Origin of the sequence: Fibrobacter sp. UWB5 (assembly GCF_002210295.1) — a bacterium.
Classification (GTDB): domain Bacteria; phylum Fibrobacterota; class Fibrobacteria; order Fibrobacterales; family Fibrobacteraceae; genus Fibrobacter.
In genome coordinates, this window is sequence record NZ_MWQH01000003.1 from 139056 (window position 1) to 164161 (window position 25106).

The 25106-nt window shown below is 51.4% G+C and carries 24 protein-coding genes; 19 read left to right on the forward strand and 5 right to left on the reverse strand.

The window, feature by feature from the left end; all coding sequences use genetic code 11:
- Positions 1-75: 75 nt before the first annotated feature.
- Positions 76-498: a hypothetical protein gene (locus B7989_RS06755; protein ID WP_072797422.1), complete on the reverse strand. Its 423-nt coding sequence runs from the start codon at positions 496-498 to the stop codon at positions 76-78.
- Positions 499-697: 199 nt separating this feature from the next.
- Here B7989_RS06755 and thiL point away from each other — a divergent pair, with 199 nt between their 5' ends.
- From thiL to B7989_RS06830, 15 genes are all read left to right on the forward strand, one after another.
- Complete coding sequence (gene thiL / locus B7989_RS06760) at positions 698-1693, forward strand: thiamine-phosphate kinase (RefSeq protein WP_088627783.1); 996 nt, start codon at positions 698-700, stop codon at positions 1691-1693.
- Positions 1690-3624: a GspE/PulE family protein gene (locus tag B7989_RS06765; protein WP_233144288.1), complete on the forward strand. Its 1935-nt coding sequence runs from the start codon at positions 1690-1692 to the stop codon at positions 3622-3624. Before thiL ends, B7989_RS06765 begins: the two co-directional genes overlap by 4 nt.
- A gap of 93 nt (positions 3625-3717) precedes the next feature.
- The gene (locus B7989_RS06770) at positions 3718-6189 is read left to right on the forward strand and encodes an ATP-dependent helicase (protein ID WP_088627784.1); all 2472 of its coding nucleotides are present in this window, start codon (positions 3718-3720) and stop codon (positions 6187-6189) included.
- A 75-nt stretch (positions 6190-6264) separates the two neighbouring features.
- Positions 6265-6552, forward strand: a complete 288-nt coding sequence (gene gatC, locus B7989_RS06775) for an Asp-tRNA(Asn)/Glu-tRNA(Gln) amidotransferase subunit GatC (protein WP_072797429.1) — start codon at positions 6265-6267, stop codon at positions 6550-6552.
- Between the two features lie 10 nt (positions 6553-6562).
- Positions 6563-7261, forward strand: a complete 699-nt coding sequence (locus B7989_RS06780) for a 3-deoxy-manno-octulosonate cytidylyltransferase (protein WP_088627785.1) — start codon at positions 6563-6565, stop codon at positions 7259-7261.
- A 29-nt stretch (positions 7262-7290) separates the two neighbouring features.
- Positions 7291-7740 (forward strand): helix-hairpin-helix domain-containing protein, encoded by a 450-nt coding sequence (locus tag B7989_RS06785; RefSeq protein WP_088627786.1) that lies wholly within the window; start codon positions 7291-7293, stop codon positions 7738-7740.
- A 37-nt stretch (positions 7741-7777) separates the two neighbouring features.
- Positions 7778-8692, forward strand: coding sequence for a hypothetical protein (locus B7989_RS06790; RefSeq protein ID WP_088627787.1), 915 nt, complete (start codon positions 7778-7780; stop codon positions 8690-8692).
- Positions 8689-9702 (forward strand): hypothetical protein, encoded by a 1014-nt coding sequence (locus tag B7989_RS06795; RefSeq protein WP_088627788.1) that lies wholly within the window; start codon positions 8689-8691, stop codon positions 9700-9702. The genes B7989_RS06790 and B7989_RS06795 overlap by 4 nt, the downstream gene beginning before the upstream one ends.
- A 6-nt stretch (positions 9703-9708) precedes the next feature.
- Positions 9709-10257 carry a 16S rRNA (guanine(966)-N(2))-methyltransferase RsmD gene (gene rsmD, locus B7989_RS06800; RefSeq protein ID WP_088627789.1) on the forward strand — a complete coding sequence of 183 codons (549 nt, stop codon included), beginning with the start codon at positions 9709-9711 and terminating at the stop codon, positions 10255-10257.
- A 16-nt stretch (positions 10258-10273) separates the two neighbouring features.
- Complete coding sequence (gene coaD, locus B7989_RS06805; RefSeq protein WP_088627790.1) at positions 10274-10774, forward strand: pantetheine-phosphate adenylyltransferase; 501 nt, start codon at positions 10274-10276, stop codon at positions 10772-10774.
- 19 nt (positions 10775-10793) lie between these two features.
- On the forward strand, positions 10794-11681 hold the full coding sequence (locus B7989_RS06810) for a rhomboid family intramembrane serine protease (protein ID WP_088627791.1): 888 nt from the start codon (positions 10794-10796) through the stop codon (positions 11679-11681).
- Positions 11681-12643, forward strand: coding sequence for an adenosine kinase (locus tag B7989_RS06815; RefSeq protein ID WP_088627792.1), 963 nt, complete (start codon positions 11681-11683; stop codon positions 12641-12643). Before B7989_RS06810 ends, B7989_RS06815 begins: the two co-directional genes overlap by 1 nt.
- 33 nt (positions 12644-12676) lie before the next feature.
- The gene (locus B7989_RS06820; protein ID WP_088627793.1) at positions 12677-13699 is read left to right on the forward strand and encodes a hypothetical protein; all 1023 of its coding nucleotides are present in this window, start codon (positions 12677-12679) and stop codon (positions 13697-13699) included.
- A gap of 71 nt (positions 13700-13770) precedes the next feature.
- A complete protein-coding gene (locus B7989_RS06825; RefSeq protein WP_088627794.1) occupies positions 13771-14190 on the forward strand; it encodes a hypothetical protein in 420 nt (139 codons plus the stop codon).
- Positions 14191-14212: 22 nt separating this feature from the next.
- Positions 14213-15763 carry a choice-of-anchor I family protein gene (locus B7989_RS06830; RefSeq protein WP_088627795.1) on the forward strand — a complete coding sequence of 517 codons (1551 nt, stop codon included), beginning with the start codon at positions 14213-14215 and terminating at the stop codon, positions 15761-15763.
- Here B7989_RS06830 and B7989_RS06835 read toward each other — a convergent pair.
- Positions 15756-18293, reverse strand: coding sequence for an ATP-dependent helicase C-terminal domain-containing protein (locus tag B7989_RS06835; RefSeq protein ID WP_088627796.1), 2538 nt, complete (start codon positions 18291-18293; stop codon positions 15756-15758). The two genes, B7989_RS06830 and B7989_RS06835, sit on opposite strands and share 8 nt — an antisense overlap.
- Before the next feature lie 27 nt (positions 18294-18320).
- Positions 18321-18785: a hypothetical protein gene (locus B7989_RS06840; RefSeq protein ID WP_072978211.1), complete on the reverse strand. Its 465-nt coding sequence runs from the start codon at positions 18783-18785 to the stop codon at positions 18321-18323.
- A 174-nt stretch (positions 18786-18959) separates the two neighbouring features.
- On the opposite strand from B7989_RS06840, the gene B7989_RS06845 reads away from it, so the two are divergent.
- The gene (locus tag B7989_RS06845; RefSeq protein ID WP_233144289.1) at positions 18960-20252 is read left to right on the forward strand and encodes a POTRA domain-containing protein; all 1293 of its coding nucleotides are present in this window, start codon (positions 18960-18962) and stop codon (positions 20250-20252) included.
- A 118-nt stretch (positions 20253-20370) separates the two neighbouring features.
- The gene (locus B7989_RS06850; protein WP_088627798.1) at positions 20371-20961 is read left to right on the forward strand and encodes an inorganic diphosphatase; all 591 of its coding nucleotides are present in this window, start codon (positions 20371-20373) and stop codon (positions 20959-20961) included.
- A gap of 31 nt (positions 20962-20992) precedes the next feature.
- On the opposite strand, the gene B7989_RS06855 is transcribed toward B7989_RS06850, so the two are convergent.
- Positions 20993-21868: a hypothetical protein gene (locus B7989_RS06855; protein ID WP_088627799.1), complete on the reverse strand. Its 876-nt coding sequence runs from the start codon at positions 21866-21868 to the stop codon at positions 20993-20995.
- Positions 21869-22030: 162 nt separating this feature from the next.
- Here B7989_RS06855 and B7989_RS06860 point away from each other — a divergent pair, with 162 nt between their 5' ends.
- The gene (locus B7989_RS06860; protein ID WP_088627800.1) at positions 22031-23260 is read left to right on the forward strand and encodes a hypothetical protein; all 1230 of its coding nucleotides are present in this window, start codon (positions 22031-22033) and stop codon (positions 23258-23260) included.
- An 11-nt stretch (positions 23261-23271) separates the two neighbouring features.
- Complete coding sequence (locus B7989_RS06865) at positions 23272-23631, forward strand: hypothetical protein (RefSeq protein ID WP_144264986.1); 360 nt, start codon at positions 23272-23274, stop codon at positions 23629-23631.
- A 3-nt stretch (positions 23632-23634) separates the two neighbouring features.
- Here the strand turns inward: B7989_RS06865 and B7989_RS06870 are convergent, their stop codons facing one another.
- On the reverse strand, positions 23635-25095 hold the full coding sequence (locus B7989_RS06870) for a bifunctional diguanylate cyclase/phosphodiesterase (RefSeq protein WP_088627802.1): 1461 nt from the start codon (positions 25093-25095) through the stop codon (positions 23635-23637).
- Positions 25096-25106 lie beyond the last annotated feature (11 nt).

Genomic DNA, 25106 nt, shown 5'->3' on the forward strand with positions numbered 1-25106 from the left:
TTTAGAACTTAGAGCTTAGAACTTAGAAAATGTCTAAGTTCTACCAACTAAGCTCTACCAACTGTGCCGCAGGCACTAGTTATTTGCCCATTGGGGCGATCCGCTCTTGAGCAACACCTGTTCGAGCGTGCTATACCATTCGTCTTCACTCACGGGTTTGCGGACCCAGTAATAATTTTCGTCGCACTGGGGGAGCGGCATGTTGTCGGGCACCAATTCCACAATCCACGATTCAGGAATGCCGTCGTGCAAGAGCTTGCTGAACTTGAGGTTCTGTTCGTGCGGGCGGTCAGCGTGGTCGAGAATGATAAGTGCGGGGGACTGTCCGATAATCAGGGCAGATTCCAAAAGGTTCGTTGCGTCTTCGATTGAATTGCAAGTGTACATGGTGGAATCTTCTGCCAAATCGCCGTGCTCCAAAAGCCAACGGAAAGTCCATTGACTGAGGCGGTCTAAGCTACCGGGGGAGGACGGAGCGATGAAGAAAATGTGTCCCATGGCCTAAAAGATAGGTAATTCTCCCAAATTGTGGATAGATTTTTTCGCCTTTTTCAAAAAATATTTTTTGCCAAATAGATACGCTCTACTTATCAACAATTTACTACCAAACTGTTAATTTGAAAATTTTTGAATTGTGGATGCGGGCGCGCGATGTTGATAATAAACGAGCTTTTTTGAAGATTTATAAATTTGGAATATGTTTCCTAACCTAGGCGAATTCAATTTTATTCAGGCCCTTTTGAAGGACTCCGCCGACTTTAAAAAAGAACCTCCCGCGACAAGAGGCTGGCTCGGCGTGGGCGACGATTGCGCCCAATTTGACGGCTGGCTCGTGACCAAGGATTTGTCGGTCGAAAATACGCATTTCAGACTGGACTGGTCGACGCCGGAACAGGCTGTCGAAAAGCATATCGTTTCGAACGTGTCCGACATTTCCGCCATGGGCGGAATCCCGCGCTTTGCGGTTCTCGGGCTTTGCATTAACAAGAATTGGTCTGTAGAAACCCGCAGCCGAGTACAGGCTGCTCTTTCGCAAGGCTTTGCGGGGCGCGGAATTGCCTTGATTGGCGGCGATACGGTGGTGGGCGATGTGGGCATGTTTTCGACAACGCTCTTGGGCTCGCTCGAAGGTGAAAATTCGAAGCCGCTGTTGCGCTCGGCGGTAAAACCGGGCGATAAGTTGTACGTGAACGGGACGCTTGGTAAATCGGATGCTGGCCTTTGGCTGTTGATGAACCACCCCGAAGCAAAAGACGAATTCCCGACGTTGGTGGAATACCACCTTTCGCCCAAGATTTGCGAGCGTGCGGGCGCGGAACTTTTGCGCCTGGGAGCCTATGGTGCTTGCATGGATATTAGCGATGGACTTTCGTCGGAGCTGAACCATTTGGCACTTTCTTCGGGCGTGATCTTGCAAATTGACGAGCAAAAACTCCCGATTGATTCCGAAGTTTTACGAATGTGCGAAAAATATGGCGAAAATCCGCTAAATTTTGCATTAAATGGCGGAGAAGAATACGAACTTCTATTTGCAAATTCTAGCCCAAAAAGTATATTTATGAAAAATACCCAATTGGGCGAGGTGTGCGAAATTGGATATGCTGCGGAAAAATCCGTTGGCGACCCAGTGAACATGCTTTGCAAAAATGGAGAAAAAATGCCCGTTCAACCTCGGGCGTGGTCGCATTTATGATAAATAGCAATAAGATGAACTTGGGCCAGTTGCTGCTTCGTCAAGGTGTATTGGACGAAGACCAGTTGGCTCATGCCATGGCCGAACACAAACGTACCGGGCTTATGCTCAGTAAGATTCTGGTGCGCTTGGGAATGGTGAGCGAAGAAACTTTGACGAACATTCTCGGTTCGCAAATGCAGTCTTCGACCAAGATGCGTATCGGTGAAATGCTCCTGGCTCAGGGTTACATTACCCAAGAGCAGTTGGACAAGGCTCTCGAAACGCAAAAGACTTCGGGCAAACGCTTGGGCCGTACATTGGTGGATTTGGGCTACATGCCCGAAGAGCGTTTGATTGAAATTCTTTCGAGACAGTTCGAAGTTCCTTATGTAAAGCTAGACAACTTCAATATCGATCCGAACGCCTATACCTTCTTGCCCGAAGACATGTGTAAGCAGTATAAGGTGGTCCCGCTGTTTGTTCAGAAGGGTGAAGATGATCGTCGTCAGGTCCGCTCTGTGATGACGATTGCCATGACGGACCCGACGAACATGCGCACGATTAGCATCGTGAAGTTCAAGGTCCGTATGGACGTGGACATCGTGATGGCCTCCGAAGCGGACGTGATGAAGGCCATTGAACGCGTGTTTGCCGGCCACGGTCCTGCCGAAGAATCCCTCGCCGAACTTATCAGTGAATCTAAGGACGGCGAAGAACTTGAAACCGTGGAACGCGGTCAGGGCGGTAATGACGAACCCGAACTGAGTGACGAAGAAGGTCGCCAGGTGGTGAAGATCGTGACCACGCTGATTCACGAAGCCATTGCCCGTAAGGCATCTGATATTCACCTGGAACCGCAAGAAACGTTCCTCAAGCTCCGTTACCGTATTGACGGTGACCTGCAGGTGATGTCCCCGATTCCGGCACGTTTGATGCCGCAGATTCTTTCGCGTATTAAGCTCCTTTCTAAGATGGATATTGCCGAAAAACGTAAACCGTTGGACGGCCGTTTTACCGTGCGTTACAAGGGTTCCGAAGTGGACCTTCGTGTGAGCTCGTTCCCGATTTCTCTGCGTAAGCGCGGCGTTTGCGAAAAGATCGTTATGCGTATCTTGAACCCGAACTCCGGTCAGTTCCCGCTGAAGGATATGGGTTTCGACCCGCGTGTGCTCAAGCAATTTATCGATGCGATTAATGCTCCTAACGGTATTGTGCTGGTGACCGGTCCTACCGGTTCCGGTAAGTCTACCACGCTTTATGCTTCTATTCGAGAAATTTTGGATTCCACGATCAACATCTCTACGATGGAAGACCCGGTAGAATTGAATATTGATGGTGTGAACCAAGGACAGATCAACAACGCCGCAGGCTTTACCTTTGCGGCGGGCATTCGCGCCCTGCTGCGTCAGGACCCGGATGTGATTATGATCGGTGAAATGCGTGACCAAGAAACTTCGTCCATGGCTATCGAAGCTGCTTTGACGGGTCACTTGGTCTTCAGTACGCTCCATACCAACGACGCCGCCGGTGCATTCCCGCGTTTGCTCGAAATGGGTCTGGAACCGTTCCTTGTGTCTACCGCTATCAAGGGCGTGCTTGCACAGCGTCTTGTGCGCCGCATTTGTAAGTATTGTAAGGAACCTGTCGAAATTTCACAGGAAATGCGCGACGAATTCCACTTGACCCCCGACATGCAGTTCTACCATGGTAAGGGTTGCGAAAAGTGCGATGGTTCGGGCTACAAGGGCCGTTGCGGTATTTACGAATTCCTGGTGCCGAACGAAACCGTGCGTAACTTGATCATCAAACGTTCTTCGGGCGACGTGATTAAGCGCGCTGCCATGCAGGAATGCGGCATGATTACGCTGCGTATGGATGGTATCCAGAAGGCCCTCGACGGTCACACGACGCTTGAACAGGCCATCGGTGCTTCTACGTCGGACGACTAGTCGAAGCTCCCGATTCGAATTTAAAGAAAGGCTCTCTTAGAGGGTCTTTCTTTTTTTACTATATTGCACATCTGTGTATTAAAAGGGACCCCCATGGCAAATATTGTAGATAATGTTGTTTTAGATAAAGAACTGAATCCGGAACAGGCGGCTGCGGCCAAGAAGATTGACGGCCCGATGCTGATTTTGGCAGGAGCCGGTTCGGGAAAGACGCGTTGCATTACCTATAAGATTGCTCACCTTGTTTCGCAGTATAACGTAGAGCCGGACCGCATTCTGGCGGTGACTTTTACGAACAAGGCTGCTCGCGAAATGAAGTCGCGTATTCAGAAGTTGCTCGATTGCAACATGAATTTTGCCTGGATGGGAACGTTTCATTCCGTGTGCTTGCGCCTTTTGAAGCTTTGTCTTTCCAAGCAGTCCGTGCTTGACGCCTTGGGCGGCAAGTGGTACGACGGCAATTTTTCGATCTACGATGATGACGACCAGAAAAGACTCCTGAAAGAAATCATGAAGGAGCAGGTGGGCGACAATTTTGAACCCTCCGAAGTCAAGAAAATGCATGGCGCGATTTCGAAGTACAAGAACACGATTTTGTACCGTGGAAAGGTCGCTCAGCTGCAGACTCCCGATGTGGCGCAGGAATTGGCGAACTTCCCGGACGAAGAGCTGCGTGCAAAGATTTACGCCGAATACCAGAAGCGCCTTAAAGAATCTAACGCCATGGACTTTGACGACCTGTTGTTCAACACGGTCTACATGTTGCAAAAGATTCCCAATTTGGCGTCGCAGTTGGCGCAGCGCTTCCGTTATGTGGTGGTCGATGAATACCAGGACACGAATGACGTTCAGTACGAACTCTTGAAGTTGCTCATCAACGAAAACAAGAACGTGACGGTGGTGGGTGATGACGACCAGAGTATTTACGGCTGGCGTGGCGCGAACATCAAGATTATCCGCAATTTCCATCGCGACTTTGCTCCGGTGACGATTGTCAAGCTCGAACGCAATTACCGCTCGACCGCAAACATCGTGAAGGGCGCGGGCTCCGTGATTGCCCACAACATCCGTCCGCAAGAAATGCAGAAGAACGTGTTCTCCAAGGAAGACGCAGGCGAACTCATTCACGTGCGCCACTTTATGGATGACCGCTCCGAAGCGTCTACCATTGCAGAAACGATTGCAAAGGCGGGCGAAGATTTTTATGCCAAGACGGCCGTATTCTACCGCACCAACGCGCAGTCCCGCGCCTTGGAAAAGGCGCTAAATGACCGCCGCATACCGTCGGTCATTTTTGGCGGCATGCGATTCTGGGACCGCAAAGAAATCAAGGACGTGCTCGCATACTTGCGACTGCTCGCTAACGAAAAAGACGATGCCGCCTACCTGCGCGTGATCAACACGCCGCCTCGCGCCATTGGAAAGACGACTGTCGAAAACATCTTGGAAAGAGAACGCCAAGGCGAAGGCTCCTTCTGGGACAACTTGCTCGCCGAAGTCAACAGCGGAAGCCGCTCGGCGATCAAGCTCAAGGGCTTTACGGACATGGTGCAGAACTGGAAGGCTTTGATGGCGGCGGGGGAGACTCCGCTTCCGATTCTTGCCGAACGCATCATCAACGATGTGGGCTACAAGGAATTCCTGCGCAAAGAAGACGAGCTCACCGCCGACGAACGCATCGGTAACTTGGACGAAATGGTGAACGCCATCCGTGAATTCGACGAAGAACATCCGGGTGCCGCGCTCGATGCCTTCTTGCAGGATATTTCGCTCTTGACCGATGCCGACAAGAAGGTGGACAATTCCAAGGGCCAGGTGACGCTCATGACGATTCACATGGCGAAGGGCTTGGAATTCAATACCGTGCACATCGCCGGCTGCGACGAAGAAATCTTCCCGCTCATTCGTGCTTCGGCTACCATGTCTGGCGCCGAGATGAACGAACAGATGGAAGAAGAACGCCGTCTGTTCTACGTGGGCTGTACCCGCGCCGAAAAGAAACTGTACCTGTACCATGCGGAACGTCGCTTCTTCCAGGGAAATATCCGCCCGTTCGCTCCGTCCAGGTTCCTTAAGGAATTGGATCCGTCGGTAGTCGACTTTACGCCTTGCACCGATTTCGGCTTTGGCGGTAGCGACTTCAATCAGGATTTCGGTGGCTTGTCGGGATTCTCGCGCCCGCCGCGCCCGAACATTCCGTCTTATCCGCGCAGACCTTCGGGTAGCTTTGGCGGCGGTTCGTCTCGACCGAATAATTTCGGTTCGCACGGGTTCAGCCGTCCTTCGATTCCGAATTCGGTCAAGAAGAATGACAAGCACATCGTTTACCGCAATCCGGTCCCTGTCAAACCGGCGGAACCTTCGGGCCCGCGCATCGTCTACGACGAATTCAGCGAGAATCCGTACCATCCGGGCGTACGCGTGCGCCACATGAAGTATGGCGTCGGAACCATTGTGAAGTGCTATGGTACTGGTGACAATGCCCGCGTGGACGTGCGTTTCGGTAACGATCCGACGGTCCGTACGATTATTTTGAAGTATGCGGCGCTGCAAATAGTGGGCTAGGGTGCATTTAGCAACACAGAGTTGCTTTTTCGCCGAAATAATTTGCTATTTTGTTGCCGTAAGAAAAGAGGTTTTATGCTCGAACGTGAAGAAGTTTTGAAACTCGCGAAGCTTTCTAGGCTCGAAGTCGCCGAAGAAGATATCGAATCCGTGAAGGGTCACTTGGACAAGATGCTCAATCACCTTGAAGCTCTCAAGGCATTGAACCTTTCCGACGTGGAACCCATGACCGCTGTCGAAAACGGCGCCACGATTCTCCGCGAAGACGTGCCCGTGCAGGGATTCTCGCTCGAAAAGGCCTTCATGAACGCTCCGGCAGTGGAAAACGACCACTTTGCCATTCCGAAGGTCATCGGCGGCTAGTCCTTAGCCCATGGCTGTTCATTGCGTTGTGCCTGCCCGTATGGGGTCGTCCCGTTTTCCGGGCAAGCCCCTGATCAAGATTGCAGGCAGAGAAATGATTGTGCGCACTCTGGAACGTGCGCTTTTGGCTGAATGTTTTGAACGCATTGTATGCGCGACCGATTCCGAAGAAATTGCAGACGTGGTTTCTCGGGCGGGTTTTGAATTTATCTTGACTCCGGATGCGGCTACCGGTTCTGACCGAGTCGCCTTTGCGGCCCGGGCCCTCGATTTGGACCTCGTGGTGAACTTGCAGGGCGATGAACCCTTGGTGGAACCTTCTGTGCTGTGCGATGTGGCCTCGGCCCTCGAAAAGCACCCCGATGAATGGGTGACGGTCGCATGTCCCTTGAATCCTGCCGAGGCGGGACTCAAGACGGTAGTCAAGGTTTTGGTGAAAGACGATTACGCGGTGGACTTTACCCGGTCGGTAGCGAATGAGGACGCTGCCCGCTGGTTCCAGCACCAGGGAATCTACGCTTATTCCAGGGTGTGTCGCGATGAATTTTCGTCTTTGCCACAAACCGATGTCGAAAAAGATCGCTCCCTGGAGCAGATGCGCATTTTGGGCAAACGCCCGATTCGCATTGTCCAGAGCCCTTACCCTTCGATTTCGGTAGATGTCCCTTCAGACGTGAATGCGGTGGAGGCGGCGCTTAAAAGGCACTGAGGTCGAGGATAACCAACGGAGGTTATCCTATGAATGCACCAGAAAAAAATGTAGTCCGATTGGCTCTATGCCTTTTGGTCATTGGAATTGTTGTCCGGATTCTCCCGTGGGGGCTTCCGTCTATCGAACATTTTGAGGTGGGGGAATCGTTCATCGTGGCAAACGATGCCCCCTTGGCGGTCGTCCGGGACTCGGCAACCGTAGCGGACACTATATTGTCAAAAACTGACAATGAATTTAAAAACGGACCTAAAAAAGAGCGAAAAACGGCCAAAAAAGTGAACTTGCCGGTCCATATCAATACGGCTTCCCTGGATGAACTTTGCGCCCTGAATGGGGTCGGTCCGAAGCTTGCCGAGAAGATTTTGGAGGTCAGAAATGCTCTTGGAGCCTTCAAAAAGGCCGAAGATTTGCAAAAAGTGCCCGGAATCGGCAAGAAAAAATTGGAAAAGCTACTTCCTGGGGTAATTTTTGATTAGTTTTAGAGTGTAGTTTTTTTCATAAGTCGTTGATAATATGAGTGATACGAAGATTTACATGGGTATAGAAGCAGGGGACGCTTCTCTGAAAGTTGCCCTTGTGGATGCGGCCGAACGCCGTGTTCTGAAGACGGCCGTTCTCGATACGGAAACCGCCCCCCTTGACGATGTCTATACTTTTGAAACCGTCCTCCAGGGATGGATGGAGTTCAACCAGATTGAATCCGTCGAAGCCGTTTCGGTGGCAATTCCTGCATTTAGGTCGATTATTCGCCAAATCTTTGTTCCGGCAGAAGCCACAAAGAACGTTGACGACTATGTAAAGTGGTATGTTTCGCTGATTACGAACGCCGAATCCAATGCGTATGTAATTGATTACAAAATCATGAGCGGTGACCCCGAGCTCGGATACACGATTATGTTGATTGCGGTCCGTGAACAGTGGGTCGATAATTTACGTAAAGGCTTCCGTAACAAGGCTTTAGCTCCTAAGGCCATGGATGTGGACGTGCTCTCGCTCATGAACCTGATGGACTATGCCGAAAATGTGTCCGAACTGACATGTATAGTCAAGGCTGACTATGCCGGTGTGACGCTCCTTTGGCTCACCAAGGACAACCTGCATGCGCTCCGCTGCGTGTCCACGCTTTCGCTGGTGAACAATACCAAGGAAGAAGCTTACCAGATTTTGGCTAGGGAAATTGCCGAGCAGATCGCCATTGCCCAACAGGAAAACGCCTCGGTCTCTACGAAGTCGATCCGTCTGTGCGGTGAAATGGCAAGCGACATGCTGTTCGTGGAAGACATTCGTGCAAAGTTGCCCGAATTCCAGCTGTCTTTGATGGATTCTTTCTCTAACTTGAGGCTCCCGATTGAAGAAGCAGATTCTGCTGCCGTGCTTTCTTGCGCAGGTGCAATCGGTGCCGCCTTGAATGTGATGGAGGGTGTATGATTCATTTGAACTTGATTGACGCTGCTGAACGCTTGGTCGAAGTCGAAACTGTGGCTCCGGTCAACGTCACGAGCGTTAAGGAACTGCAGAAGAAGTCTCGAAAGAAGGCTCTTACGGTTCTGGTTGCCGCTCTGTTTGTATTTGTTGCCTTCAGCTGCTTCCTGAGTGTAGCTGGCGTTCCCAAGCAGTTGCAGGGTTTGCTGCCGCCGCCGTATCTGGATTTGATTGGTGCGGAAGACCCGACCCGTTCTGCTCTTGCAATCGGTGCAGGACAGCGTACCTCCGCTGGTGGTTCGCTTGAAGCAGAAGCTGCTGCCGCTGCCGCCATGATCCGTCAGCGCGACAATGTGACGGTCAAGCAGGTCGTGGGCGAAATCAATCCGCAGGCCTTGTTCAACAACAAGCGCACGGATTACAACAGCTACTTGCCGCTCGAAAAGCTTTCGTTCCAGAAGGCTTCTGTCGGCCAGTTCTTCGCATTCTTGAATACGGCAACCCCTGACGACGTGGGCTTCTCGGATTGCATTTACCAGGCTCCGAACTACTTCTATGTTCGCGGCGTGGCCGGTAACCCGAATTCCCAGAAGGCTTTCCTCGATCGCATTCGTGCGGTCAGTTCCGACTTCAGGACTCCGCCTCTGCCTGAAAACGCTCCGGCCACCGACATTACCGCTTTCGGTATGTACAACGTGACCAACGTGAACCTGACTGCCGTTTCTTCGTTCGTTCCTGCCTCCGAAGTGAACAGCGAAGTCAAGTCCATGAAGGCTTTGGCTGCCACCCAGAAGGTGCAACTCTCTGGACTTGAAAAGCCGGTTGTTGAAGAATTCGGTGTGTACAAGCGCTATACGCTCAAGGCTACCTCGACTGCGGACTTTGCCGAGCTGAACGCCTTCATTACCGCGTTTGTGAACTCGCCGTCTCGCATCGGTATTCGCAATATCGAAATGAAGCTGGCCAAAAAGGATATGTTCACGACAATCCTTTTTGAAATGTTTGTGATAAAGTAATACCAGATGCCAATTCGCATTACGGGTGGACTGATGCGGGGAAGGAACGTTCCTTCTCCGGATACCTCCAAGACAAGACCGACTGCTTCTCGAACAAGAGAAGCTCTCTTCAACATTCTGCAGGGTGTTGAAAATTTTCGCGTGCTTGACTTGTTCGCGGGCACGGGCATTATGGGCATTGAAGCAATCAGTCGCGGTGCTGCAAGTGTCGTGGCCGTAGAAATGGCGCATGCCCAGGCGCGACTCGTGTTGCAGGCGTACAAGGCCTTGTCGCTGGAATCGAAACTTACTTTGTTAGAAAAGAACGCCTTGACGCTCGATAAAGAAGCCCTTTGCGCCAGCGAAGGTTTTGACCTGATTTATGCTGACCCGCCGTTCAAGGACATGGATTACCCAGACCTGCGCCCCTATTGGGAGTGGCTGAATCCGGGTGGTGTCGCCGTGTTCGAGGCCCCGAGCCGCAATCTGCCTGCGTGGGTGAAAGAAGCCGACGAAGCGGGAATGGTGCAAGTCCGCCGCTACGGCGAATCCTCGCTGGTTATCTATAGAGCATAATTTCTATATTTACGGCATGAAAAAAGTTGCCGTTTTCGCTGGGTCGTTCGATCCGTTCACCCTAGGTCACCTCGATATCGTAAAGCGCGCCTCCGCGCTGTTCGATGAATTGTGGGTGGTCATTTTCGAGAATGCTTCCAAGAAGTATATGCTTGATGAAGGGACCCGAATGCAGCTGATTCAGAAAGCCGTCAAAGGCTTGAAGAATGTGAAGGTGGACTGTGCAGCCGGGCTTACGGTCGACTATATGAAAATGGTAAAGGCGAAGTACCTGGTGCGTGGAATCCGCGGCGCCGCCGATGTGGACTACGAACAGTCCATCGCCTGGAACAACAAGGTTCTTTACCCTGAATGCGAAACGGTTTTCTTGTCCAGCTCTCCGGAACATTTGAGAGTCTCGAGTACTGTGGTTCGCGAACTCTTGAAAGTGGGTGTTGCAAAGAATGCCGACGGAAAAGAAATTCTCGCTAAATACGTCCCCGCCGAAGTTATAACAATTCTAAGCTCTATTAACTAAGTTCTACCAACTAAATTCTATGAGACCGTTCAGATTCTTACCTAAAGTTTTGCGAGTCCTGCTGATTTCCAATGCAGTTGTTTTTGGACTTGCCTTTATTGGCGGTGCGCTTGGTTTGCAGTTGAACTTGCCCGGTGTGGGCGCTGGAACCATTCGTGAATACATCGCTTACTTTGGCGCCTTCTGGCCTTTTGCGCCGGAACAGGCTTGGCGCTTTGTGACCTACATGTTCGTACATGTGGACTTTTGGCATTTCTTGTTCAACATGCTCATGCTCTGGATGTTCGGTAGCGAAGTCGCCGACATGATGGGTGCCAAGCATTTTACGGGAATGTATTTCTTCTGCGGTATTTTTGCGGCGGTATTCAGCCTGATCATGTTCTGGCTCGGTATGACGAACGCCCCGATTATCGGTGCTTCGGGTGCCCTCATGGGAATCTTTGTGGCTTACTACAAGTTCTTCCCGAACCGCATGCTTTTGATGTTCTTCTTTTTCCCGATGCGAATCAAGTATGCCATGTGGTTCATGGTTGCAGTCGATGTGCTTATGGCGCATTCGAGCGATGGCATTGCGCACTTGGCCCACTTGGGTGGTGTCGTCGGCGGATTCCTTTACATGCACTTTTATGAACGCGGATTCGGTAATCTTGGCAAGGCATTCGAAAAAATGCGTGGTCCCAAGTTCAAGGTGCACCAGGGAGGCCGTTCCGAAAGCGAATCCGGCGAAAAGTCTAGCGATGATTCTGACGCTATCGAAGGCGAAGTTTTTTATGTGGATGAAAACAAGCGGATGGATGAAATCCTGAAGAAAGTCAATCGTGAAGGAATCAATTCGCTGAATGAATCCGAACGTCAATTTTTACTTAAGGCGAGCGAAAAGTTGCGCCGCCGTAGAGGAGGCTTCTAATGAAGAAAGTTTTAGGTATGGGCGCAGCCCTCGTTGATATTTTGGCCAATGTGGATGACGCTTGGATCAAAGCTCAGGGTGTGCAGAAGGGTGGCATGAACATGGTGGATTGGCCCCAGATGGAAAAGTTCCTGGGCGCCCTCAAGAATCCGCTGCGTGTGCCGGGTGGCTCTACTTGCAATACAATGGTGGGTCTTTCTCGCCTGGGTGGCAAGGCCGCCTTTATCTCGAAGATTGGCAACGACGAACTCGGTAACATTTTCAAGAAGCACTTGCAAGACAATGGTGTGGAATCGAAGCTCGGCTTGAGCGATGCCGCTACCGGTTGCGTTTTCAGCGCCGTGACGCCCGATGCCCAGCGTTCCATGTGGACTTATCTGGGCGCCTCCGATTTCTTGGGCAGCGACGACTTTGTGCCGGCTCTTTACGACGGCGTTGGCTTGCTGTATGCCGAAGGCTACCGTGCCTTTAACGCAGATTGTTTCAAGAAGTCCTTTACCTTGGCCCGCAGCCTGGGTGTAGAAACCGCTCTCGATTTTAGCAGCTTTGGCGTGGTGGAAGCCTGCCGCAAGCTCTTTGACGAACTCTTTGCCGAAGGGATGATCGATATCATCATTGCCAACGAAGACGAAGCTTATGCCTATGCGGGCGTCAAGGAAGAAGCCGCTCTCGATGTGCTTGCCAAGAAGGCCAAGGTTGCCGTAGTGAAAATCGGCAAGCGCGGCGCCCTGATTGCCAAGGACGGCAAGGTGGTGCATGTGCAGGCTGGCCCTGCCAAGGCTATCGATACTACGGGTGCCGGCGACTTGTGGGCATCGGGATTCCTGTATGGCTACATGAACGGCTGGGATATGGAAAAATCGGGCAATTTGGGCAGTGTCGTGAGTAACGAAGTGGTCCAGGTGATGGGTGCCCAGATTCCGGAAGACGGCTGGAAGCGAATTTTAGCGACGCTTTCGTAAATTTTTGTATATATTTAAGGCTAGGAGAGTCGTATGTTTAAGAAAGTCTGCCTAGCCGGCCTTGTGGCCACCGTGTTCTCTTTTGCGCAAGAAGAGACCTATATTCGCAATATCTGCGATACGTTATCCGTTTCTGCTACTCCGAAGGTGGAACTCAAGCTTAAACGCGTTGAGGAAACCGTCTGGTATGGTTCCCGCGATTTAAAGAAGACTGATTCCGTTAAGGTGAATGTGCATGAGGATTATAGCACAATCATGCCTATCATGCAAAAGACCAGCCTTAGAATTCCCTATTCTATCGATGCAGGCTGCGTGTCTAGCAATTACAATCTTTTCAAGTATGGGGAATGGGACCAGAATGGCAAAAAATGGACTCTGAACGATGAAAATGACGATTACGGCTCATGGATTATAGATGTCAACCTCTATAATATTCCCGGCTTTGATTCAACCAATTCGAATAATGTCCTGGTGGTAAAAAAGGGTGGCGTCAATTCCGAGGAGCTTTCTTTCTCGGCTGATGACTTGATGGTTTCAAGAACTTTTGAATTCGCTTTTGATTCATGGCAGGCCATTGTTTTGGGTAGGGTGAAAAAGAGCGATGGCGGAGCTTTGCTCTATTCTGGTTCGGCATTCAGGCTTGATTCCGCGGATGCGGTTGCTGCTGCTTTGGCTGCTTTTAATAAGAGAGAGGATGTTCCCGACTCGCTTTCTAAAATCCAGGTTCAGGTTTTACGTCCGGTGTTGACCGACCCGAACAAAAAAGCGGTGAACAGTTCTTCTTCTGTGGCGGAGTCGTCTTCGTCCGAGGCGAAGTCGTCTAGCAATGTGGTGTCGAGTTCCTCTGTTGAATCCAGTTCCTCTGTGGAGCCGGAATCGTCGGAATCTTCTACGGCTATTGGCCGCCTGCAGGCGACTCCTCGCGCATTCGGCGCGGCCCGAGCGATCCGCAGGCTCGACGGTTCCGTGGTTAAGGCGGGCGAACAGCTTGTGCCCGGCGTTTACTACGTGAAGGGCGTTGACGGCCGCTGGAAAAAGCAAGTCGAATTGCCGTAACGCAGTGTTGTAACGAATTCTTGAATGCTTGTCCCCGATAGTCCTGTCGGGGATTTTTGTATATTTGCGCTATGATGCGTTTGATTAAAATCCTTGCGATTACCTTTTTGTTCTGTGGTTCAATGGCACTAGCCGAAGAACCTGCCGTAGCTTCTCAGACATCGACTGCAGAAACTGAATTGAAACAGGAACTTGCAGTGCGCGACAGCGTGATGCAGGTGCAGGGAGATGCCTGTACGCTTGAAAAGGATTCCTTGCGTTCTGTCATCGAATCGGAAAAAGCCAAAAGCGAAAATTGGGAAAAGAGCTACAATACCGTCAAGAAAGATAATGAAACTTGTGCCCAAATGCTTGTCACCTCGATTGGCATAAATGAAAAGAAGCAAGAAAAGGAGCAGGAGGATCGTAGGTCCGCTGCCATGGCGGCTTCGTCTTCGTTCTTGGGCGGTGTCGGTATCGGCCTGCTGATCATGTGGCTGATCATGAAATAATTGGATTTGTGTTGAGGAGTGAATGAATAAGATTCTTTTGAGTGCAAGCCTGCTTTTGTGCGCAGGCTTTTGTTTTGCTAAAAATGCAGTGCCCGCCGGACCGTTCCAGTGGGGGCATACGCTTAAACCGCTTTCGACGACTAAAATGTCTACGGCAGAAATTTCGGCTTATATGCCTGCCAAGAAAAAACTGTTTGTCGTAGGTGATGCTAATGTCGTCGAAGTGGTGGACTTGAGCAATCCGAGCGAAGCCAAAAAGATTTCTGAAGTACAGATTCCGGGTAATGCCTCTAGCGTGACGGTTCATGGAGACTTGGTCGCGGTAAGCATGCTTGAAGTCGAAGAATGGCGCAATGGCCAGGTGCAGGTGATGCGTTACACCGACAATCTCGAAGTGCTTGGGTTGTACACGGTTTGTAGTCAGCCTGACATGATCAAGTTTACGCCCGATGGCAAGAACTTGCTGGTGGCCTGCGAAGGCTCGCCGAGTACGGATTTTGCGGTAGACCCTGATGGCGGTATTGGATTCTTGACAGTTGCTAAGGCGGACGCCGAATCGTGGAAAACTGCGGAATTTGCTGTGGCCGGATTTGATCATCTCGACACGAATAGACTTAAGAATGCTGGCGTGCGTGCTCCCGGAAATCAGGGCTTTTTGAAATCGCTGGAACCGGAATACATTACGGTTTCTGACGATTCCAAGCTGGCGTGGGTGAGCCTGCAAGAAAATAACGCCATGGCGATCATCGATGTGCCGGCCAAGAAAATCAAGAAGGTTTTCCCGTTGGGTTTTGTAGACCATTCCAGAAATGGTTTTGCAATCGATGCCGTGAGCGACGGAAAGATTGATATCAAGAATTATTACCCGCTGCGTGGACTTCGCCAGCCTGATGGCATTGCCGCTTTTACGGCAGGCGACAGACACTTTGTGCTGACTGCAAACGAAGGTGCTCCTGTAAATGATTACAAGGCATGGACCGATGTAACGAGCGTGCAGGAACTTGTGGCACAGGGCCGTTTGGATGAAACCGTGTTTACGGAAAAGATGACGACGGACTTGAAGGATCTTTCGGTCAGTGCGTTGGAACGTTGCGACGAGGGCAAGTTCCGCACCCATAATGGCAAGTGTCCTTACGCCTATACGTTCGGTTCTCGCTCCGTGAGCATTTTTGACGGCGAAACGGGAAAACTGCTCTGGGATTCCGGAGAAATGTTTGAACGCGTTCTGGCAAAGATTGCGCCGGAATACTTCAATTGGAATTCCAAGAAGGGCAAGGCCAAAATGGACAAGCGCAGTTCAGATAAGGGCTGCGAACCCGAGAACGTGACCGTGGGCGAGGTGGGTGCCCGTCGCTACGCTTTTGCGGGCCTGGAACGCACCAGTGGCGTTGCCGTTTTCGATATCACGGAGCCGATGGCACCTGTGCTTGTGGATTACTATTTGGATCCGCTGGATCGTGGCCCTGAAGGCATTCTCTTCATTCCGGCAGACAAGAGCCCGATGGCGGGCCAAGCCTTGTTGGTCGTTGGTTACGAATACAGCAAGACGCTGACGATTTATACAATCAAATAACGGATTCGGGCCAGGGGTGCTTGGGGTAGCGGCCACGCAATTCCTTGCGCACCTCGGCGTAGGTGTTCTGCCAGAATCCAGTCAAGTCCCAAGTTTTTTGAATCGTGCGGAAGTTCGGTGCGAGAATGTCGTACCGGACTTTTAATTTGCCGTCGGCAATTTTGTGCTCGCCGCGGAGTTGCATCAAGTCTTCGATTCGGGCCGAGATTTCGACGAGAACGCCTTCAATGCTTTGCACGGATTTTCCGTCGTCGCTGACGGCGACTTCTTGGTAGCTGTAGCGGGCGCGCTTGCCATTGGGGAGCATGAAATGGTCGGGGAATGTCTTGCCGAGCCATTGCAGCATGGATTTGCCAAAATAATCTTCGACGATACTGCGGTAACGGTCTTCGTTAATGTCGCGGAGCAGGAACTTGCCGCTTGCGAATTCGTCAAAGATAAGTTCCATGTCTTCTTCGTTGAATTCAGGGAGGCCGTATTCCGGATAGAGCTTGGCTGCAAGACGCATTTTGATGAGCTGCGTTTGCACGGCTTCGGTCAGGAACTTGCCGCTCCAGTTTTCTTTCTCGATTTTTTCGCGCCAGGCGTCGACGGTAAGTTTCTTGAGTTCTTCGAGAACTTTAGGCGAGGCTTCTTGCGTGAGAATTTCTTTGCGGGAAAGTTCGGTGGTGGAACCGTCGGCGTTTTCGGATTCGTTGATTTCGACTCCGATGAATCTTTCTTGTCCGCTGCGCCACAAGAGTTCGTAGCGGGTCTTGGCACTTTCGCCGCCGAGCATGTCTTGCGAAATGGGCGCGTAAAGGTTGACCTTGAGTTCGGACTTTGTTGTACCGGTACGGAGCATGCTGAGGGCGAGAATCGCGTAAGGCGGTTCTGCAACTTGCAGGCGAATTACGTTCTGGTTGGCGAGCTTGTAGGCGTTTCCGCTCGGAGTCGCGAGCCTGTCCGGGAAAGCTTTTAAGAGGCTGCGAACAGTGTCATCCTGAGCGGAGCAACGTTGTTGCGCAGTCGAAGGATCTTGCTTTAATCCATCGCGATAGTCGCGCAGCTGTCTAAGCGTGAACGAAACTTCTCGCGGAACATCCCGATTCTTGGACAACGTGTCGCTTGCAAGTGTGAGAATGTCGTAGGCGACTTTTGCTTTCTGCAGGAATTCGGTGCCGGAGTGAATCCAAGCGAGCGCGGCGAGGAGCAAGTCGGGAAGGTCTGCCTTGCTTTGGGCCGACGCGAGGAGCAGCGCGAGCGGAATGCTGGAAACGGGCGTGCGGATTGCCTTGAGGCCGAGTGCGGTGATGGCGCCGTCCTGGAGCATCCCGAATTTTTCGAGGAGCGCAGTCGCGGTCTTTTCGCGTGCTTCCGGAATTGCAGTCGGAAGTACTATGCCATCTGTCATCCCGGACTTGATCCGGGATCTCCTCTCCTCGCCGAGATCCTCTAACGCCGCTTTCTGCAGTAGCAATTCCGAAGGCTCGATTTGCAGTACTTCGGGCACGATTCCTTGAGGCATGCGCTTTTCGGATTCTTCGCTCCAGAGGCGTATGGCACAACCATTCTGCGTACGGCCGCTACGGCCGCTGCGCTGAATGGCATTTTGCATAGAAATGGGGAGCGTGCGCAGTACATTCACCTTTTCGCTGTCATCATACAAACTCACGCGCTCGATGCCACTGTCGACAACGCCTGTCACGTTCGGTACGGTGATAGAGGTTTCGGCGATGTTCGTCGTGAAAATTACACGCGGGCGTTCGGTGACTTCAAAGATGCGGTCTTGCGTTTCGCGGTCCTGGCCGCCGTAGAGTTCCAGAAATTCGGCGCAGTTTGGGCCGAGGGCTTCGGCGGCGGCGGTGTGGCAGCGGGCGATTTCGGCTTTACCCGGCAGGAATACCAGCGTGGTTTGCCAGATGTTGTTGCGGTAGAGCGTGCGGAGCGCCCGCACCACTTCGGCGTCAAGTCCAACGCCCGAAACAAGCGATGTCCCCGTGGCCGGAGTCTGGTTGATAATCTGGACGGGGTAGAGCGGGTGGCCGAGGCTCAGGCATTTTACACTGAGGGCGTTTTCCAGCTCGTCGCGGTTGAGTGCTGCTGACATCACGGCTATACGAGGCCGTTCGGCTCCCCTAAAAAACGCAAACAGCAAGTCCATGTCAGCTTTGCGTTCGTGGTATTCGTCAAAGACAATCCAGTCGGCATCCAGCTTGCCATGCAATAACTCTTGCAGAAAGTTACCGTAGGTCTGGAAGAGTATGCGCGTGTCTGCGCTTTTGCAACTGTCTTGCCTGAACTGGTAGCCGACTGTCTTTCCGCAGCTCTCTCCATGGAGTTTTGCCGAGAACTGAGCCAGCGCAAGTGCCGCAATGCGACGGGGCTGCAAGACGACCACGCGGCCTTTGCAATGCTTGCTTAAAAAGTAGGGGATAAATAGCGACTTGCCCGAACCGGTTGGCGCTTCAATCAATAAATTGCGAGAAGCCGCTATCGCGGCTTCCAGTTTGCCTTCTTCTTCGGCGAGTGCTAAATCTTTGTAATTCACTAAAGTCTATTGATTAAAGATCAATAACTAGCGCGGGAACTTGAGCTTTTCGCCGGTGGCAACGTCGTTGTAAGGCTTCTTGCCTTCGTGGAACTTCTGGTTGATTACCAGGTTGTCGATACGGCGACGCAGGCCCTGTTCGGTCTTGCAGAAGAAGTAGGCGACCTTGTTGGTGCCGGGCACCAGGAACATGGCAAGCTTGTACTTCTGGGACACGGCGCGGCGGAAGAACTTGAGGTCTTCTTTCTTGGGCACCACGAGGTGGGAACCTTCCTTGACTTCGCAAATCATGTCAGCGTCGGCCAGAAGGGCGCGAGACTTCTGCTTGAGGGCGGCAAAGTTGGGTTCGGTGTTCTTCTTGATGGTTTCAAGGCTGAATGCGCCACCGCCTTCCTTGAGGGCTTTGCGGACGCCGCGGAATGCGAACACGCCGAGCACGATAAGGACAAGGGCGACAATGAAGGGCCAATAGTTGGCGAGAAAATCTAACATAAAAACCTCTTTTCTTTACGAAAGAAAATATAGAAAAATAAATGATTTATGCGGGAGGGGACCCGGCTCGGAGTTGCGAAGGCCGCACGGTCCCCTCCCTGCACCCTCCCCTTCCTTGGCCGACGCTTTTTTAAGGAGGCAAGCTTTTCTATATTCGTATTTGTGTTAAGTTTTTTGAAACGATGTCTTTTTACATGTGCTGTAACTGCGTTTATTTCTGTTGCAGCCTTTGCTGGCGTGGATTCGTCTATCGGTTGTCCTGATGGTACGGTCATTTCGTCCATTCAGTACGAAGGACTGGAGCATACCAAGAACCGCGTGGTGGAACGGGAGCTCTTGAACAAGGCGGGGGAGCCCTTCTCTGCCGAAAAGTTCGATCTTGAAAAACGCCGCCTACAAGACTTGGACTTGTTTACCGATGTGTCGGTAGATTGCAACGGTGGAAATCTGAAGTACACATTCGTTGAAATATTCCGCTGGATTCCCGCACCGGCGAGCAAGACGACAGAGCGCGATGGCCTGATGCTTGGGGTGGCTCTTGCCAACCTGAATATTTTGGGTGAAGATATCCGCGCCGAAGTTCAGTACCGCACATCGACCAAACATTTCCTCGATAACAACGAGTACGCCTTCTACGCAAGTTCGCCGTACCTGTTTGCCCTGCCGCTGGGTTGGAATTTCGAGTTTTCTCATACGGATAGCTATGACGATATTCGTGACTATCACGATGATAGCTGGCTTCTGGATTTGGACTTGGATTACAAATTCATGCCGCATATGTCTATTTTGGCAACGGTTGTCGGCCGTCGCCTGGAACGAGCCGCGTTCTTGCCGGAATTTGGTGCCGGTTTTGCCTTTGATTACCGCGATAGCAAGATTGATACTCGCAAGGGCATTTACTATGAATACATGCTGACGCATGTGGGCGGAACAGATGCATACATAGTTGCCTGTGAAGGTGGCTGCGAATCCATGGGCAGCGAAAACTACTGGGAACTCTTGAACGATGCCCGCGCCTACTATACCGTCAGCCGTTTTGTAACGGGTGCGACGGCGCTCGTGCGTTACCGCCCGGGCGATGTCAAGTTTTACGATTACTATTCCCACGGCGGTGTGAATTCTTATCGCGGTCGTTATGGCGATTCCAAGCGCCTGGGCGTACACGAAGCCTTGCTGAATTTGGAAGAACGCTTTATCCTGCTGGATCGCCAGCCGGCGAGTATCGCGGGCGTGAATTTCTTCTACGGCCTCCAGTTGGTGGCTGGTCTTGATGGTAGCCTTATCTGGAATTCGGGTCGCCCCGGTTGGGATAATTACGAGGCGGCCGTCTATGGCGGTATTCATCTGGTGGTTCCTGCAGTAGACCGCTTGCGATTTGAAGTGGGCTACAGCCCTGACAGGGGAGAACCCAAGTTCTTCTTTGGCATGATTGAAAAGGTCTCGACGTCTCGCTGGCGTGGCAGATAACCAATTCCGACGTAAATAAAGTAAACAACCCTTTACAGATTTTGGATAAATACTAAATTAGGACTCATATTTATAACAAAAAGATAATATGGCTCAAAGTGGGCCTTTTGGAGTATAAATGGCAATTAACTATCTGGATCTCCCGATTGGTCGCAAGTACCCCTACGAAGTGGACTGCGTCGTGGAAATCGGTAAAGACACCAACCTCAAGTACGAATATGATGAACGCCTGCACGTGTTCCGCCTGGACCGCTGCCTGCTGAGCTCCATGAGCTACCCCTGTACTTACGGCTTTATCCCGAGCACCAAGGCTGATGACGGCGACGCTATCGATATGCTGATTTACAGCCCGGCCTCCATGATGACGGGAACGGTTTGCACCTGCCGCGTGATTGGTGCGCTTGACATGACCGATGGCGGTCGCAAGGACTATAAGGTCTTGGGCGTTCCGGTTTTCAACCCGCGCCCCATCAAGGACATTACTGACGTCGACCAGATGTTCCTGCGCATTACGCGTAACTTCTTCCAGAACTACAAGGAACTGGAAGGCAAGGACGTTCAGATTGGCGAATGGCAGAATGCCGCCTTTGCCCGCGAAAAGGTGATTGCCGCTCACAAGGCTTACTTCCAGATGCAGGTTCAGGTGCCTGAAACTTGCTACCAGGAACCGGAAAGTGTCGATCACTTGCCGCCTGACGAATTGATTTAAAAAAACGCCGCTTTTTAGCGGCGATTTTTGATTAGAAGCATCTTACTTTCACCGGCAATGCGTCGGTGATTTTTGTTTTGACGCTTTCTAGGAATTCCTTGGGCAAGGGCTCGATTCCCTTGAGCAATGTGTCGCGGATAACCGTGTACAGCTGGATTTCGACAAGGTGGTCCGGATTTGCGGAATGAATAGCGACCAGGTTTTCGATGTAGCGTTCAATTTCCTGATCGCTCGGAATTTCGCCTTGTAAATCGCAGAGCATGGTCTGAATGCAAATCGGGTAGGCCTTGATCGCCTTTGTTAGGTTGTCTAAAATCTTGGTCAGGTGCAGGGGTGAACGGTTTACCTTCTTGAACCATTCTTCAGTACCGGCGTCGAGCTTTGCCCAGATTTCGCCGTCACTTGCCAGCAGGTGAGAAAGCCCAAGTTCTACCGCAGGGCTTTCGAGATGGCTAGCGTTTGTTATGAGACGCAGCTTAAAAGCACCTAGCCTTGGCGTGTATTCCTCTTGAATTTTGCGCATACGCTGGCAAATTTCCGGGAATTCCTTGACGATGGTCGATTCGCCGTCGCCCGAAAGGCAAATGTCCTTGAGTTGCTTGTTCTGCTCGGGTACGTTTTCGAATGCCTTGCACTTGAAAAATTCGCCGGATTCGTAATAGTCGAGAAAGTCGCGCAGTTCGCGTTCCACGGCGTCGATGTCGACGGGAATGCGCTTGTGGCCCTCTTGCGGGCCGCTTTGGCAATAGGCGCACGAAAAAGAACAGTGGTGGTCGGGGTTCAGGTTCACGCCCAAAGAAAGCCCGCCTGCACGACGGCTAATGACCGGGTACACCCAGGTGTTGTTTTCCCATTCGCGGGGGTGGCTGCTCCACGCAGCAATTAATGCTTTTTCCTGTTCGTTCATGCCGCCAAATATAGTAATCCGAGTTATAGTCTGCGCCTATATGCGGTTAGAGCGAAAATTTTGAACATCTCCTCTGCTCACTTGATGGCATGCAATCTTAATTAACCTTAATTCATTCCACATCTCACACCTCACATTGCGCATTTTTACTACTTTTCCGGCATGCAGTTTGTATTGAAATCCGCTTTGATTGCGCTTACGCTTGTCGGGGTTGCTTTGGCCGACGGCATTAAGCCAAACGCTCTCGCCAACGACGGAGCGGTGACTCGCGACCGTCACCTGTCCGAAATCAGCGATATTATGCGCGGTGGGCGAGGTGGCTATATCGATTTGGGATTTTACTACACGCCGAGCCGTGAACAGTTGCCCCTGGAAAGTCAGTACGGCGAACACGATGGCTTTGCCTTCAATCATCATTTTGCAGCCTTTGGTGCTGGCGAAGTGGCTAAAGACCGCCACATGGGTGCGCTCCTTTGGTTCGACCGTTCCGGCTGGGATGGCGAAGATTTTTTCCTTTTCCCGCAGTATAACGATTTCGGCTTGCAGCGCTCGGTCGTTACCTGGGGCTTGACCTTTACAGATGCCCGCATGAATTGGACTCTTGCGGCCGGTATGCAGCACCAGAATCTGGAACACCGCGGTAAGCTTTACCCGCAAGAAAGCGATTCTCTGGCCTACAGTTGGGCTCATTTGCGCTTTAGCAAGATGAGCGCTCAGGCGAATTTCTACCGCACCGACTGGCGTCTGTTCCGTTTTTCGCTCGACCTGGAAAGCCGTGCTATTTACGGCGGCAAAAAGTCTGGCCCGCTGACGTATTTGCCGAACGTGTCGCTTTCCATGTACAATACCGATGACGAAAACGACGTTGATTCCATGCGCATTAATTGGGAACAGAATCTTTATGACCAGCGCCTTTATGCCGAAGTCGCGATTGACTTGAACGACTCCTGGTTCCATAGCGCAGCTCTCAAGTTTTACCCGGATCCTTCTCGCATGATCGGCTTTGAAGCGACCTGCTTGAACCGTGTCAGAAAGAAACAGCTTTCCGACGACTTGGTTGAAGAAGAAAACGACTTTTTGTGGGGTGGTGCAATCGACTTGTTGTTTGCCCGCTTTGCCTACAACGCCGCCTACGATTACGAAAACTTCTTTGGCGCGAAGGGTACGTTCCTTGTAGAATTCAAGTTCAACCTCGCCACTATCGATGGCTGGCTGTTCAACCGCGGTGCCGCACGTAGCGCCCCGATGCAGACGGATGTCGTTAAACAGTTCGACAAGAAGAATACCAAACAGAGCGAAATCACGCCGATGGGTACGAACGGTGGCGCTCCCAAGACTATCGAAGCCAAGGGAATCCGCTACGAAAAGGTCGGCTCTGAAGGAGGCAATTAATGAAGGGTGCTATGAAAAAGATTTCGGTGCTTGCGGTATTGATTGCCTGCTGCATTACGCTTTCGGGCTGCCTTACGCACTGGTTCCTGGATTCGACCACTCGACTCCAGATAGAAAACAAATCGTCTAAGACGGTTGTCGAAGTCGATATTCTTGCCGAAGACGGTTCTTACAGGGCGTGGATCCAAGATACTCTCCGCACAGGCGAAAAGAGCCGCGTGTACGAAGAAGACTGGGTCGGAACCTTCTGCTTGCGTATCAGGACTTTGGGCGCCGATTTCGACATTCAGAACTTGACGTTTGACGGCGGAAGTGAATATATGGTTCTTTCGGATGACGAAGACGGTTCTCTACACTACGAATTCAAGTAGATCTTAAGCGACTCTGCTGTCGCAGACTTTTTCGAATTCATCTACTGTCATGGGCTTGGCAAAGAAGTAACCTTGGAAAAGGTTGCAGCCCATTTTGTTCAGCATGTGGTACTGGGCTTCGGTCTCAACGCCTTCGGTAAGCGACGAAAGTCCCAGATCGCCCGAGAGCTTGAGCACGTTGCGCAAGATGATTTCGGCCTTCTGGCTGTTCTTGGAACTGCTTAAGAACTTCATGTCGATTTTCAGAACGTCGAGCGGCATGTCCTTGAGCTGGTTCAGCGAAGAATAACCGCTGCCAAAGTCGTCCATCTCGACAATAAATCCGGATTCGCGGAATCGGTTCAGAATGGCCATGCGGTTTTCGGCTTCGGTCATCATCACGGTTTCGGTAATTTCGATGCGCAGGCGCGTGGGCTCGATCTTGAATTCTTCGATCAAGGAGCTAATCTCGGCGAAGACATCCATGAACAAGAAGTCCTTCGGCGAAATGTTGATCGAAATGAACAGGTGCGATTTTTCTCCGGTCCAGGTAGAAAGGATTTCGCAGGCACTTCGCCAAATATACTTGTCCAGGTCGGCAATCATGCCGTTTTTTTCGAATGTCGGGATAAAGGTTTCGGGCTGCAAGAAGCCTTCCTTGGGGTGGTCCCAGCGGATAAGCGCTTCGGCTCCGATAATCTGCCCGTTGTTGTCAACAATGGGCTGTAAGTAAGGGCGCACTTGCTTTTCTTCGATGGCTTTTTCGATTTGGGCAGAAATCATCTGGTCCCACATCACTTGCTTTCGCATTTTGTTGTCGTAGAAGGCGATGTGCTTATTGTATTCGTTCTTGACCGAGGTGAGGGCGAGTTGGGCGCGGTCGAACATGATCGATATGCCGATATTGGGTTCGGTAATCTTGTAGATACCCATGTGCATTAAAATGCGGTGATCGATGGAACCGTTCGAAATGACGTATCGTGAAAAACGGCGTTCCAGTTGTTGTAGGTTTGCATCTCCAGCCGGTAGGCAAATGCCGAAATCGTCGCCGCCAAGGCGCCCGAATACCCATTCCTTGGTAGAATTTTCGCGAAGCCAGGAGGCTACCTTCAGCAAGACGCTGTCGCCCATGTCGCTACCGAAGATATCGTTTACGATCTTGAAATCCTTGATGTCGAAGTAGGCGACCCAGTAATTGACATCGGGGTGCTTGGCGATGGTGTCCCTAATTTTTTCGAAAAGGGCTTCCTTGGTGTACAATCCGGTCAATTTGTCATGGGTGACGTTGTAGATTTCACGCTGGCGCTTGATTACCTTTTCTTTGGCAATAGAAGCCTCTTGCTGAAGCTTTTCGATACGCAAAATGGCAATAATAATTAATGCGGTCGCCGTAAGGTCCAATAGGAGATAGTTTCCAACGAAAAGTTGTAACACCAAGAGCCCGACAGCCAAGAAAAGAAACGCAAACGATACAATTTTATTCATAGATAATTACT